The following is a 13887-nucleotide window of genomic DNA, read 5'->3' on the forward strand; positions in this document are numbered from 1 at the left end:
ACGAGTGAGTTTTCGCTCTGAAGGCATGGGGCTGAATTCGCGGTTCGGCTCAGAATGCGTGGCGCCGCACGGATCGTAAATCCAGATAGAAAAATGACACTTTGCTCTCTGCTCGTCTTCCATGAATACCGTATCTGAAAGCGTATTGACGGCTTTTGAACTGATCGTGTCAGTTGATCCGGTGTTGCTGTCCATCGTGTTGCGTTCGCTCGCTGTGAGCGCCTGTGCCTGTGTGTTGGCGTGCGCAGTGGGGATGGTGGCCGGTGCATGGCTGGCGGTCGCACGATTTCGTGGTCATGGATTCGTGTTGGTGCTGTTGAATACCTCGCTGGCATTGCCATCCGTAGTGGTGGGGTTGGTGGTGTACTTGCTGCTGTCACACTCCGGTCCTTTGGGATTTCTGGGCTGGTTGTTTTCGTTTCAAGCCATGGTGCTGGCCCAAGCGGTGCTGGTTTGCCCTGTCGTAACGGCACTGGTGCGTCAAACGATTTCCGATGCCGAGCGGCACCACGGTGAGCAATTGCGCTCGCTGCGCGCGCGTGAATGGCTGCGCGGCCTCTTGCTGGTCTGGGATGAGCGTTTTGCGTTGTTGACGATTGTGATCACGGGCTTTGGCCGGGCGATTTCAGAGGTCGGTGCGGTGATGGTGGTGGGCGGCAATATCGAGGGTTACACGCGCGTGATGACCACTGCCATTGCGTTGGAAACCAGCAAGGGCGATTTACCGTTGGCACTGGCATTGGGATTGTTGCTGTTGTGTGTGGTGTTGCTATTGAATATGTTGGCTGCGGTGGTGCGGCGTTGGCGCGAGCGGCGTGATGCGGGATTGTCCGGTTTGTTTGACCGGGCGGGAGCCGGTGCATGACCTGTACAGCGCCTTTCGAGACCTTGTTTGATCTGCGCGATGTTGACGTGGATTTCGGCAACGTGCAGGCCCTGCGTGAGGTGTCGTTGACGATACGGCCGGGTGAGTGCGTGGCGCTGGTGGGCGCGAATGGCAGTGGCAAGAGCACGCTGCTGCGCGTGTTGCATTGCCTGCTGCAACCCTCGCGCGGCCAGGCCTCATGTGTGGCGCGCAAGCACCAGGCCATGTTGTTTCAGCAGCCGTACATGTTGCGCATGTCAGTGTTGAACAATGTGGCTTTGGGGCTATGGTTGCGCGGCATGCGTTGGCGCGATGCTCGCGCGCAGGCTGGGCCTGCATTGGCGAGAGTCGGTATGGAGGATCTTGCCACCCGCAGTGCCAAGGCCTTGTCCGGCGGACAGCAGCAACGATTGGCGATGGCGCGTGCCTGGGCCCTGAAGCCGGATGTGTTGTTGCTGGACGAGCCAACGGCCAGCCTGGATCCCCATGCCAAGCGTGAGGTCGAGCAGATGATGCATGACTTCGTGCAACCGGTGATAGCGAGTGAGGGGACGTCTGACGCTCGATCCGAGGCGAATCGCCGGCCTGCGATGGTGTTCAGCAGCCACAATCTGGGCCAGGTCAAACGGCTGGCGCAACGCGTGATTTATTTAGAACGGGGTCGCGTGGTGGTCGATCTGCCCGTTGACGATTTCTTTTACGGCCCGCTGCCCGAAGCAGCCAGTTTTTTCCTCAAAGGAGAACGCATCCTATGAAACTCTCGACTCTCTTGCGGCGCGTAGCGATGCCGGCTTTGCTCGTCGCCGCCACGTGGGCAGCGCCGGCGGCCCAGGCAGAAACCATTGTCATGGCTTCGACCACTTCTACTGAGCAGTCTGGCTTGTTCGCGCATTTGTTGCCTGCTTTTAAAAAGGCCAGCGGTATCGATATCAAAGTCGTCGCGCAGGGAACCGGTCAGGCACTGGATACTGCACGCCGTGGTGACGCCGACGTATTATTTGTGCACGATCAAGTGGCTGAAGAAAAATTCGTGGCCGAGGGCTACGCTACCAAGCGTTATCCCGTCATGTACAACGATTTTGTCTTGATCGGCCCGGCTGACGATCCTGCAGGGATAAAGGGCAACGATATCGTTCAGGCCTTGAGCAAGTTGGCCAAGGACAATGCGTCTTTTGTCTCGCGCGGCGACAAGAGTGGCACGCACGCCGCCGAGCTGCGGTTCTGGAAAGCTGCGGGTGTTGAGGACATGGGCAAGGGCTATAAAGCCTGTGGTTGCGGCATGGGGCCGGCGTTGAATATGGCCTCGTCGATGGGCGCTTATGTTTTGTCGGACCGTGGCACGTGGCTAAGTTTCAAGAACCCCGGCAAGCTGAAGATTCTGGTCGAAGGCGACAAGCGTTTGTTCAATCAGTACGGCGTGATGGTGGTCAATCCCGCCAAGTTCCCGCACGTCAAGGCCAAGGAGGCTCAGCAATTCGTGGACTGGGTGACGTCGTCAGCGGGGCAGGACACGATTGCCAGCTACAAGGTCAACGGGCAACAGCTGTTTTTCCCGAACGCGGAAAAATAAAGTCGAGCGTATGCTGTTTGCGTCATGTCAGCAGCGGGGAATGATTTAACGCTGCTGGGCTCGCATCGCGGATAGACGGCATATCAGTCAAATCAGGCTCGATGAATTCGAGCCTGATTTTTTTGCTGTCGTTTATTCCTTGGCGCTTTGCACCACCATGTCCAGCACATACACATAACGGGATGCGTCAGCTGGCACCGGGTTGCGTTCATAGCGTTTTACGCGCAGCACGTTACGTATGCCCGGTTGATGGGTATAGCCTTCGATTTCGCTATAAAAAGCCTGCCATTCGCCTTGGCCGGTCTGGATCCCGTTGGCATCGTATTGCACCTCGCGCACCTGCAGGCATTGCATATTGGGGATGCCAGGATGAGAACAACGTACTCGCTGCGAGGCGATTTCCAGGAACTGGGTTTCGCCTGCGCCACCATAGCGAGTCTCGTCAGTGGGCGTGCCTGTCAGCGTCCATTGCGCGCCGTCGGCGAAGCCCAGCGTCAATAGCGGTCCCGTCGGGCTCTGCGTGATCTGCCAGGTGGACGCTTGTGGCAAACGTTGGCCGAAGGCCTGTTCGTATTGCATGAGCGCATTGTCGTTGCAGGCCATCATCGTGCCGACGGCACCCGAGATTTTGATCTTGTTCGCGTCGAGGCTATAGCCTGCACCCAGCCGGTTGCACAGGCCGGATACGGACAGGCGTTGATCCTTGAAACTCAGACGCAAAGGCGCGCCATCGCGTGTTTTGGGTGGCGCCCATTCTGTTTGTGCGGTGCCGTTGGCGTCACGGGCTTCGCTTAAGTCCCAGTGATACGCCGATAGCGTCGAGGCGGCGGTGTTTGTGCCCGTCGTGGGCGCATCGGTAGTAGACGTTGTATTCGTGTTCATCGCGCAAGCACTCAGTACGCTGACCGTGGCGGTAAGTAGTAGACGAGAGAGCAAAGTGTTCAATGGCATGGCGCGTGGTCCTGATAAAGCAAGTTCAAGGCTTGATTATGGACTGAATTGATGCGGCGAGCTGTCATTGACGAGAATGCCGTGTGAAGAAGCGCTACGTAGTGACGATTTGTGTAATACGCTCGTGATTTATGTAACGTGTTCACGTTGTCCGCCAGACGCCAGAGCTGCCACGGCGATGGCTGTCGATCAAATGCGTGTCGATCATTCCCGTAGCCTCCATCAATGCATGCATGGTGGTTGGCCCGACAAAGGAAAAACCGCGCTTGCGCAGGGCTTTGCTCAGTGCAGTGGAGGCCTCGGATACGGTGGGGATCTCCGCCAGCGTACGGGGAGCGGGGGTTTCGGCCGGTTGAAATGACCAGATGAAATCCACCAGCCCGCCGTCGGCTCGCAGTGCGATGGTCGCAGCAGCGTTGTTGATGGTAGCCAGGATTTTGGCCCGGTTGCGTACGATGCCGCTATCGGCCATCAGGCGTACGATGTCTTTTTCACTGAACGTCGATACGACATCGGGATCGAACTGGCGAAACGCAGCACGAAAAGCCTCGCGTTTGCGCAGGATCGTCGCCCACGACAAACCCGATTGAAAACACTCCAGGCTCAACCGTTCGAACAACCCGTGTTCATCGCGCACGGGCATCCCCCACTCGGTATCGTAGTATTGGCGCATTAAGGGGTCTTGCGCGGCCCAGGGTGGGCGCGCCAAGCCGTCTTCACCGATGATGACGCCGGTGGGTGAGTTCATCTGTTGCTCCGGGAAACTTCGGCATGCATGCCGGAAAAAAAGGGCAGCGGTCATGCTGCCCTCACGGAATAATAAAACGTCTATGCGGCTGTGGCGCCATGCTCGAGGCCCAGCAGCAGTTCCTTCGCCGGTAATCCGCCGGCAAATCCAGTGAGAGCTCCGGATGCGCCAACAACGCGATGACAAGGCGCGATGATCGAAATCGGATTGCGTCCATTGGCGGCCCCAACGGCACGCACGGCCTTGGGCCGGCCGATCTGTGTCGCGATGTCGCGATAGCTGCGCGTCTGGCCGTAGGGAATGGTCAAGAGCGCAGCCCAGACCTGTTTCTGGAATTCAGTGCCAACAAAATCCAATGGCAGGTCAAAGCGTTCGCGTCGTCCCGCAAAATATTCCGTCAATTGCTGCTCGGTTTTTAACAGAGTGGGATGGTCGGCATCCTCTTGCATCGGCCCCAGGCGAACACGGCCTGGCCGGTCGTTTTCCCACAAAATGGCAGCCAGCTTGGCGTCCTTGGCGACGAGCGTCAATCGGCCCACGGGAGAGGCGATGGTCTTGCAGGCATAGGACATGATGGTTCCTTTCACAGATGGAGCGGATCTAGGTTTGTGGTGATGCCGGTTGTGCCGGTGCAAAGCATCGCCCTGCTGTATCACCATGTCTGTAGTCTAGGGATCACGCCTGAGTGGCGCACTCGTATTCTTGCCGTTGAACTGGGTTTTCGTGGGGAGCTATCACCCTCGAGGGCGAGGCGTCATTGCGTTTTATACAAGAAAACCATGGAAATAAATAATTCTCATTTATAAAATGGATGTTCCTTATCGAATCAACCGGAGACGCGGATGGACAGTGTGATCAATACGGTCGAGGCTCTGGAGTCTCAGGTGGGAGCGCGTGCAGGCGCTGTGGACCTGAAAGTGATCGATCATCTGGATGCCCATGCTCAGCGCTGGCTGGCCGTTTCGCCATTGGTGTTTGCGGGGTTCAGCGACACACAGCAGATCGAGGTGACGGTGGCTGGCGGCCGTCCGGGTTTTACGGTGGCATTGGATGCGAGCCAGTTGCGTATCCCGCGTGTGGCGCTGGATGATCCGCATTATGCCCAGGTGGGACGCGGGGCTGGCTTGTTGTTCCTGATCCCGGGGCTGGGAGAGACCTTGCGGGTGAATGGCGCGGTGGAGGCGGTGTCCGATGATGACATAGTGATTGCGGTGCATGAGTGCTATGCCCACTGCGCAAAGGCATTGCTGCGATCGGCATTCTGGTCATCTGACGAGCCGGTTGCGCGAACGGGTACCGACGATCTGCCAGGATTTCTGGCGGTGTGCCGTTTTATGGCCTTGGCGACAGCCGATACCGAATTGCGCACCGATTTGAGTCCCAAGGGCGATCCCGCGGGCTTGCTGATGCAGGGGGACTCAACGCAGCTTTGTTTTGCCGATCGTCCCGGTAATCGCCGGACGGATAGCATGCGCAATATGCTGGTGCGGCCACAGGCAGCCATCATGTTGCTGGCGCCTGGGTCTGCGCAGGTTGCCGTGGTGAGAGGACGTGCGCACATGACGGCAGACGAAGCATTGAGACAGCAGTTCGAAGTGCAGAGCAAGATTCCAAAGGTCGTGACGGTATTGGAATCACCGCATGTTGTCTTGCGGGAGAGTGCCGCGTTGCTGCGGGCACGGCCTTGGATGACCGCATCGGCGCCAGAGGACATTGATCCTGCTGCTGTTTTTGCCGCACACGTCAAACTGAATAAGACAGGGGGTTTGAGCGCGGCGATTGCGCGCGGGATGGTGTCGATTCCCGGGCTGATGCGTAAAGGACTGGATCAGGATTACAAACGGAATATGTACTGATCTGCACTTGGCTATACGTAGAACCCGCAGTGTGATAACTGCGAATATCGTGGGATGACGATGATGTGTACGCTTGTTTTTTTTCATGCGTATACAGGAGTCCCTCTTGCGTGAAATCTTCGATTGCGCCGTTCTGATGACCCCCGGCCATGAGGGCTGGGTACGGGATTGGGTAGATAGCCATCACGGACAATTCGGCCGTTTGCGGCTGTACGTGCTGGACGTCACCAGTGAGGCGCCTGCCGACGCTCAATGGTTGTCGCGCGCTCACTTGGCATTGCGGCGCTTTGATGGCTGTATATTGCCGGTGGCGCCTGAGTCGCTGTCCTGGGTACGTACCGTGCTGGCTAATGCCGAGGCGAGATTGCGCATCCCATTGGTCGCCGTCGTTTTCGATATCACTGCTCCAGGGATGTTGGACTTGTTGTCGCTGGGTGTTGCCGATTTTGTGCGGGCGCCTGTTTGTCCCGATGAGCTACGGGCGCGCCTGGTGCATTGGCATCGCCAGGCGCGGCCACATGGTCTGACAGAGGCTGCTACGGCGCTATCGTTGACATCATCGCCTGCTTCTGTGTCGGAGGGGGATCAGGCCCTTCGGCCTCGCAACAGGCGCCCCGGCGGGACCATACAGGAGCCTTTGCGCGCCTACGGCGGACTGCCAGGCAGCAAACACCTGTCACCCAGAAAGAAATCGCCTCGGCCGGCTGCCGCAAACGATGTTTTTGATATCGGGGCGATTGACCAGCCGTTTCGTCAAGCCAAGGCCCGGATGGTCGAGGATTTCGAGTGTGCTTATTTGCGTCATGCCTTGTCACGCCATTCCGGAAACGTCGCTCAGGCTGCGCGCGCCTCCAGCAAGCACAGGCGCGCGTTCTGGGCACTGATGCGCAAGCATCGTATTGACGCTGCTCATTATCGCGATAACGCTTCTTTGCCTGAGCCACCAGCCTGATTCGGGCATAGCGCACTGCCGGGGGGCGGGCACACCCAGGGGCAGGCGCCCGCTATGCGTTTGAGGCAGTAAAATCACGGCTTCCGAAATCGAAGGATCGCTGTGTCCGCTGCTTCCCTGAAGAACGATGTGTTTCTGCGCGCCCTGTTGCGCCAGCCCGTCCCGTATACCCCGATTTGGCTGATGCGCCAGGCGGGGCGCTATCTGCCCGAGTACAACGCGACACGTGCGCGGGCGGGTTCGTTCATGGGGCTGGCGCAAAATCCCGATTACGCCGCAGAGGTCACGTTGCAACCCTTGGCACGCTACGATCTGGATGCGGCCATTCTGTTTTCTGACATCCTGACGGTGCCGCACGCCATGGGCTTGGGGCTGGATTTCGCACCGGGCGAAGGGCCGCGCTTTGAGCGGCCGCTGCGCACCGAGGACGATGTGGCGCAGCTCGCGGTGCCCGATATGGACTCACTGCGTTACGTTTTCGATGCTGTGACGGTCATCCGCCGGGAATTGGATGGCAGGGTTCCTCTGATCGGTTTTGCAGGCAGCCCCTGGACCATCGCGTGTTACATGGTCGAGGGGCGTGGCAGCGCCGACTACCGCCTGATCAAGACCATGCTGTATTCGCGCCCGGATCTGTTGCATCGCATCCTGGATATCAACGCGCAAGCGACCCAGCAATACCTTAATGCCCAGATCCAGGCGGGGGCGCAGGCCGTCATGTTGTTTGACAGCTGGGGGGGAGTGCTGGCCGATGGCTTGTTCCAGCAGTTTTCGCTGGCCTATACCCGCAAGGTCGTGTCGGGCTTGATCCGTGAGCACGAGGGACGCCAAGTCCCCGTCATTGTCTTTACCAAGGGCGGCGGGCTGTGGCTCGAAGATATCGCCGCCTGCGGCTGTGATGCGGTGGGGCTCGACTGGACGGTAAACCTAGGACGCGCGCGCCAGCGCGTCGGCGATGCCGTTGCATTGCAGGGCAACCTCGATCCGATGACATTGTTCGGCAGCAGTGATGCCATCCGGGCCGAAGCCCGCCGGACGCTGGACGCTTTTGGCCCTGTCGGCGGGGCCGGGCATGTCTTCAATCTGGGACATGGCATTTCGCAGCATACGCCGCCCGAGGCTGTCACGGACCTGGTGGACGAAGTGCACGCCTACAGCCGCTCGTTTCACGCCTAAGTAAGTGTCCGCTAGCGTGCTGAAGGCCTAGTCTGTGTGCTGGTCACCCAGACTTGTGCACAGCAGCGAAATCGCTCCCAGCAGCACCGGCAATCTAGGATAAATTCTGGGATATTTTTATAAGTCATTGATTTTAAAATAAAAATACAATGTCAATAGTATTCGGGCATTTATTTTTATATTAAGCACCTTGACAGGAAATCAGGTTATTGAATGTTTTTCCCCAAAGTTATCCACAGGCTGTGTTGCCGTGGATATTTCGCGCAGATTTGACAGCCTGTTAGCTCAAAAATCGAGAATTCACTTTAACTTGTCCACGCCGACTACCATGCTTTTGATATCCACTGCCCATGTCTGACGTACCCGATGGCCTCCGTCCCAGCGTGGGGTGCTGGGTGCGCGTGGCACTGGATGTCCCGCTGCCGGGGCCTTTTGATTATCGGGCTCAGGCTGCTGTACCTGTCGGTGCGCGGGTGATTGTGCCGTTTGGCCGTCGCAAATTGGTGGGCGTGGTTGTGGATAACCCGGCCGAGCCGTCCATTGATCCAGCGCAGGTACGCGAGGTGGAGCAGGTCCTCGAGGATTTGCCCGCATTGCCTGCTGATTGGCTGCGTTTGGCACGGTTTGCAGCCGATTATTATCAGCGGCCGCTAGGCGAGGTCATGTTGCCCGCCATGCCACCGCCATTGCGCAAGCCCTCGGCTTACCAAGGCAAACGGTCGGGGCAAGGCCCGGTAGCACGTCTGGACGCACGCAAGGCCAAGCACGTTGTCGCGGCGGCCACGCCCGATCAGGCACCTGTACTGAATGAGGCCCAACAGGCGGCGGTAGATGCCGTTGCAGCGCTAGATGGGTTCAAACCCGTTTTGCTGCACGGGGTGACCGGTAGCGGCAAGACCGAAGTCTATCTGCATATTGCCGAACGCGTGCTGGCGGCGGGACGCCAGGTCTTGTTGCTGGTGCCCGAAATCAATTTGACGCCGCAGCTCGAGGCAGCGGTGCGGGCGCGATTGGAATCAGTGCTGGGGGTTGACGGCCTGGCCGTGATGCATAGCGGCCTTTCGGACGGCGAGCGCGTGCAGGCGTGGGCCCGGGCGCAGCGCGGCCAGGCGCGCATGTTGCTGGGCACGCGGATGGCGATTTTTGCGCCGCTGACCGAGCTGGGCCTGATCGTGGTCGACGAAGAGCACGATGCCTCGTACAAGCAGCAGGACGGCCTGCGTTATTCCGCCCGCGATCTGGCGGTATGGCGGGCGCGCGATCAAAATGTGCCGGTGGTGCTGGGCTCTGCCACGCCTTCGCTGGAGAGCTGGTATCACGCCGGGCGCAACCACTATTTGCGTCTGACGCTGCCGGGCCGTGCGCGGGCGAGCAGCTTGCCGGCGATCCGCTTGATAGACACTCGCCGTCTGGCGATGCGTCAGGGGATGTCGCCTCAGTTGATCGATGCGATCAGTCAGCGGCTCGAGCGTGGCGAGCAGTCCCTGGTGTTTTTGAATCGTCGTGGCTATGCACCCGTGCTGCATTGCGCCTCTTGTGCCTGGGTCAGCCATTGCCCTCGCTGCTCGGCCTTTACCGTGTTGCATCGAGCCGTAGGCCGCGGCAATCGATTGCACTGCCACCACTGCGGTTATCAGGCGCCTGTGCCACGGGCGTGCCCGGAATGCGGCGATCAGGACCTGGAGCCCATGGGGCGCGGGACGCAGCGCGTCGAAGAACACCTGGCAGAGCTATTTCCTCAGGCACGGATTTCACGTATCGATGCGGACAGCACGCGGCGTAAAGGCAGTGCGCAAGCCTTGTTCGCCGCCGTGCATGCGGGCGAGGTCGATATCCTGGTGGGCACCCAGATGGTCGCCAAGGGACACGACTTTGCGCGATTGGGTCTGGTCGGCGTGTTGAACGCGGACTCGATGTTGTTTGCCCACGATTTTCGGGCGCCTGAGCGGTTGTTTGCTCAACTGATGCAGGTCGCGGGCCGCGCCGGCCGCCACGCCAATGGGGGCGAGGTCTTGATTCAGACCGGCTATCCCGAGCAGCCCGTGTATCAGGCCCTGCTGCGTCACGATTATGCGGGCTTTGCTCGCCATGCCCTCGAGGAGCGCGAGACGACAGGGCTGCCGCCGTTTGCGTATCAGGCGTTGTTGACGGCCGAGGCACGCGAGTTGGCACAGGCACTGGCGTTTCTGCAAGAGGCTCGTGATGTCGCCGAGCAGGGCGGTTTCTCAGGCGTGTCATCGTTGACGTTGTACGATCCTGTACCGCTGCGCGTGGTGCGTGTGGCCAATGTCGAGCGTGCGCAGTTGTTGCTGGAAAGCACGAGCCGGCCCGCCTTGCAGGCGTTTTTGACGGAGTGGTCGGCACATCTGCCGACGCTTGCGTCACAATCGCGTGTCCGTTGGCAGTTGGAAGTCGACCCTCTAGAGATTTGAGTTTTCGTTTTCTATGTCTGATAGCGCACCCATAGGCCACGGCCTGAATCCCGCTCAGAAAGAGGCGGTGTTGTACCTGGACGGGCCATGTCTGGTCCTGGCAGGTGCAGGCAGCGGCAAGACGCGCGTGATCACGCAGAAAATCGCGTATTTGCTGCGCGAGTGCGGCTATATGGGCCGCAACGTTGTGGCATTGACGTTCACGAACAAGGCCGCGCGCGAAATGGACGAGCGTCTGCACTCCTTGGTCGATCGGAAGCTGGCCAAAGGCCTGACCATCAGCACGTTCCACTCCCTGGGTGTCAAGATGCTGCGCGAAGAGGCCCGCAATGCGGGACTCAAACCACAGTTTTCTATTCTGGATGCGGACGATGCCATGGCTATCATCCAGGAACTGCTGGTCACTACGGATCGTGGTCGTCTACGCACCGTGCAGTCGACGATTTCGCTGTGGAAAAACGCCTTGCTCAGTCCGGATGATGCCGCACGCGTCGCTGCGACCCCGGCCGAGTCAGAGGCTGCGACGGTATATCGCCATTACGCGGCGACCCTGGCGGCCTATCAGGCAGTGGATTTCGATGACCTGATTCGTATCCCCGCACAATTGCTCGATAGCAACGAGGAAGTCCGTACGCGTTGGCAAAACCGCGTGCGCTATTTGCTCGTCGACGAATACCAGGACACCAATGCCTGCCAGTATCGCCTGGTGCAGTTGCTGTGCGGCGACCGGGCGATGTTTACTGCGGTGGGCGATGATGATCAGGCCATTTACGCGTGGCGCGGCGCCACCATGGAAAATCTGGCCAAACTCACGACCGATTACCCTCAGCTCAAGCTCATCAAGCTAGAGCAAAACTATCGTTCGGTACAGCGTATCCTGGCAGCAGCCAATACGGTGATCGAAAAAAACCCAAAGCTATTCGAGAAAAAACTCTGGTCGGATCTGGGTGTCGGCGAACCGATTGTGGTGTCGCCGATGGATAACGATGAACACGAGGCTCAATCGATCGCAATGAAGATCTCGGCATCGCGTTTTGAACGTCAGGCGCAATGGAAAGATTTCGCGATTCTGTATCGGGGCAATCATCAGTCGCGTATTTTGGAACAAGCGCTGCGCAATCTGAAGATCCCGTACACGATAGCGGGTGGCCAGAGTTTTTTTGACAAGGCCGAGATTCGCGACATCCTGGCGTATCTGCGGTTGGTCGCCAACGATGATGATGATCCGGCTTTCATTCGCGCCGCCACGACCCCCAAGCGCGGCATTGGACAGGCAACATTGCAAGTCCTGGGCCAATACGCCGCGCAGCGCGAGGTCTCTTTGCTGGCGGCTGCGGCGGAGTCGGGGTTGGAGACTTTGCTGCAGCCCCGTCAGTTAGAGTCGTTGCGAACCTTTGCGGAATACATTCGGCGCCTGCAATGGCGTGCGGGGCGTGGCCGCACGGACGGCACGGGCTCTCCAGAGCCCGCTGGCGCGATTCTGGACGACATGCTGGGCGCGATTCAATACGAGCGCCATCTGTACGACACGCTAGAGGAAAAGCCCGCGCAGACGCGTTGGGAAAACGTGCTGGAACTCACCGGTTGGCTTAAACGCAAAGCCGAGGAGGACGGCATGTCGCTGTTTGATCTGGTGCAGCACGTCGCGTTGATCACCATGCTGGAACGCGGCGAGGAAGAAGAGCCCGACGCCGTCAAAATGTCGACGCTGCACGCGTCAAAGGGATTGGAGTATCCGCACGTTTATCTGGCAGGTGTGGAAGAAGGGTTGTTGCCTCACTTGGGTAAAGACGACGAGGATGGCGACCCCGCACGCGCTGCGGAAAACCTGGCCACACGGATCCAGGAAGAGCGTCGCTTGATGTACGTGGGGATCACGCGCGCGCAACGCAGTTTGAATCTGAGCTGGTGCAAAAAACGCCGCCGCGCACGTGAGGATCTGATTCGCGAGCCTTCGCGCTTTATCGAGGAGATGGGGCTGGGCGATGTGCGCGTCGAAGAAGACGACGCGACACGTGCGATGAGCCCTAAAGAGCGCTTGGGAATGCTGAAGGCGCTACTGAAAAAGTGAGCGCCGCGTTAAATCAGGCAAGCCCGAGCGATTACTCCAACACCCGGCCTTTGGTTTCAGGCAGCAGCAACGCGGTCAAGATCACGATGGCGTAGGCGCCCGTAGCAAAGGCGCCGATGGCCCAGGCCAGGCCATGGCTCTGGCTGAGAAAACCCACCAGACTGGGAAACAGCGCGCCGATTCCCCGGCCAAAGTTGTACGCGAACCCTTGGCCCGAAGCACGCACCTCTGATGGAAATAGCTCCGTCAGATAGGCTCCGATACCGCTGAAAATCCCAGAGGCGGCGAACCCTAGCGGAAAGCCCAGTATCAGCATCTGAGTATTGGTGAGCGGGACCAAGGTGTACACATAAACGCTCAGGGCTGATAACACCGAGAAAATCAACAGGTTGGCACGGCGGCCGAGTTTATCCGCCATATAGGCGCCTACGATGTAGCCGACAAACGATCCCACAATGATCACCATCAGATAGCCGCCGGTATTCAAGACCGACAGTTGGCGTTCGGTTTTCAAGAAGGTCGGCAACCATGTCGTGATGGCGTAATAACCGCCTTGCACGCCGGTGCAAAGAATCGCGGTCACGATGGTCGTCTTGAGCAGGCCGGGCGAGAAAATCGTCCAGAACGAGGGGCGCTCGCCGGAGGCTTGCGTTTTGGCTCGCGTACGTTGAAAGACCTCGGGCTCGGGCACGTGTTTGCGGATATACAGCACTAGAAATGCTGGCAGCACACCGATCCAGAACAAGGAGCGCCATGCCCATTCTGGTGGCAAGACCGAGAATGCCAAGGTGTACAAAATGGCGGCGGTTCCCCAACCTACTGCCCAACCGCTTTGTACGGTGCCCACGGCTTTGCCGCGGTGTTGAGCGCGGACAATTTCCCCCATCAATACTGAACCGACTGCCCATTCGCCGCCAAAACCCAGCCCCTGCAAGGCACGCAGGATGAAGAGCTGCTCGAAGTTCTGCGCAAAGCCGATCGCGACCGTGCATACCGAGAACCATAAAATCGTGATCTGCAGTACACGTACGCGACCATAGCGGTCAGCCAAAATTCCGGCCAGCCAGCCGCCTACTGCGGAAAACAGCAGCGTGACCGTACCGAGCATCCCTGCCTGGCCTTTGTCGATGCCCCACAGCTGAATCAGGGTAGAGATGACAAACGTAAAGACCATGAAGTCCAGCGCATCGATTGCCCAGCCACCGAATGCGCCGATAAAGGTCCGGCGTTCTGTTTGATTTAACTCTCTATACCATTGCATGGTTG

Annotated in this window: 11 protein-coding genes and 1 pseudogene; 8 read left to right on the top strand and 4 right to left on the bottom strand. The window is 58.9% G+C overall.

The features are described 5' to 3' along the window. Positions 1–121 precede the first annotated feature (121 nt). Genes ACNA0J_RS01280 through ACNA0J_RS01290 form a run of 3 tightly spaced genes read left to right on the top strand, consistent with a single transcriptional unit; the run spans position 122 to position 2435 of the window. Positions 122–865 carry an ABC transporter permease gene (locus ACNA0J_RS01280; protein ID WP_415815605.1) on the top strand — a complete coding sequence of 248 codons (744 nt, stop codon included), beginning with the start codon at positions 122–124 and terminating at the stop codon, positions 863–865. Continuing rightward, positions 862–1620: an ABC transporter ATP-binding protein gene (locus ACNA0J_RS01285; RefSeq protein WP_415815607.1), complete on the top strand. Its 759-nt coding sequence runs from the start codon at positions 862–864 to the stop codon at positions 1618–1620. Before ACNA0J_RS01280 ends, ACNA0J_RS01285 begins: the two co-directional genes overlap by 4 nt. Beyond that, positions 1617–2435 carry an ABC transporter substrate-binding protein gene (locus ACNA0J_RS01290; protein ID WP_415815609.1) on the top strand — a complete coding sequence of 273 codons (819 nt, stop codon included), beginning with the start codon at positions 1617–1619 and terminating at the stop codon, positions 2433–2435. Before ACNA0J_RS01285 ends, ACNA0J_RS01290 begins: the two co-directional genes overlap by 4 nt. A 132-nt stretch (positions 2436–2567) precedes the next feature. Here the strand turns inward: ACNA0J_RS01290 and ACNA0J_RS01295 are convergent, their stop codons facing one another. The 3 genes and pseudogenes from ACNA0J_RS01295 to ACNA0J_RS01305 form a co-directional block, all read right to left on the bottom strand. Beyond that, on the bottom strand, positions 2568–3386 hold the full coding sequence (locus ACNA0J_RS01295) for a DUF4377 domain-containing protein (protein ID WP_415815611.1): 819 nt from the start codon (positions 3384–3386) through the stop codon (positions 2568–2570). A gap of 142 nt (positions 3387–3528) precedes the next feature. Beyond that, positions 3529–4134, bottom strand: coding sequence for a DNA-3-methyladenine glycosylase I (locus ACNA0J_RS01300; protein ID WP_415815613.1), 606 nt, complete (start codon positions 4132–4134; stop codon positions 3529–3531). 86 nt (positions 4135–4220) lie between these two features. Beyond that, a pseudogene (locus ACNA0J_RS01305) lies at positions 4221–4706 on the bottom strand (methylated-DNA--[protein]-cysteine S-methyltransferase); the annotation flags it as partial. A gap of 270 nt (positions 4707–4976) precedes the next feature. On the opposite strand from ACNA0J_RS01305, the gene ACNA0J_RS01310 reads away from it, so the two are divergent. The 5 genes from ACNA0J_RS01310 to ACNA0J_RS01330 all read left to right on the top strand — a co-directional run bounded on the left by ACNA0J_RS01310 (position 4977) and on the right by ACNA0J_RS01330 (position 12621). Beyond that, on the top strand, positions 4977–5990 hold the full coding sequence (locus tag ACNA0J_RS01310) for a pyridoxamine 5'-phosphate oxidase family protein (protein WP_415815615.1): 1014 nt from the start codon (positions 4977–4979) through the stop codon (positions 5988–5990). Between the two features lie 106 nt (positions 5991–6096). Continuing rightward, a complete protein-coding gene (locus ACNA0J_RS01315) occupies positions 6097–6942 on the top strand; it encodes a helix-turn-helix domain-containing protein (protein WP_415815617.1) in 846 nt (281 codons plus the stop codon). Between the two features lie 102 nt (positions 6943–7044). Further along, positions 7045–8118, top strand: a complete 1074-nt coding sequence (gene hemE, locus ACNA0J_RS01320; RefSeq protein WP_415815619.1) for a uroporphyrinogen decarboxylase — start codon at positions 7045–7047, stop codon at positions 8116–8118. 350 nt (positions 8119–8468) lie between these two features. After that, positions 8469–10550, top strand: coding sequence for a primosomal protein N' (locus ACNA0J_RS01325; RefSeq protein ID WP_415815621.1), 2082 nt, complete (start codon positions 8469–8471; stop codon positions 10548–10550). A gap of 13 nt (positions 10551–10563) precedes the next feature. Further along, positions 10564–12621: a UvrD-helicase domain-containing protein gene (locus tag ACNA0J_RS01330; protein ID WP_415815623.1), complete on the top strand. Its 2058-nt coding sequence runs from the start codon at positions 10564–10566 to the stop codon at positions 12619–12621. Positions 12622–12652: 31 nt separating this feature from the next. Here ACNA0J_RS01330 and ACNA0J_RS01335 read toward each other — a convergent pair whose 3' ends face one another. Beyond that, positions 12653–13882, bottom strand: a complete 1230-nt coding sequence (locus ACNA0J_RS01335; protein WP_415815625.1) for an MFS transporter — start codon at positions 13880–13882, stop codon at positions 12653–12655. Positions 13883–13887 lie beyond the last annotated feature (5 nt).

The sequence above is a fragment of the Bordetella tumbae genome, assembly GCF_965139195.1.
In the GTDB taxonomy this organism is placed as follows: domain Bacteria; phylum Pseudomonadota; class Gammaproteobacteria; order Burkholderiales; family Burkholderiaceae_B; genus Bordetella_A; species Bordetella_A tumbae.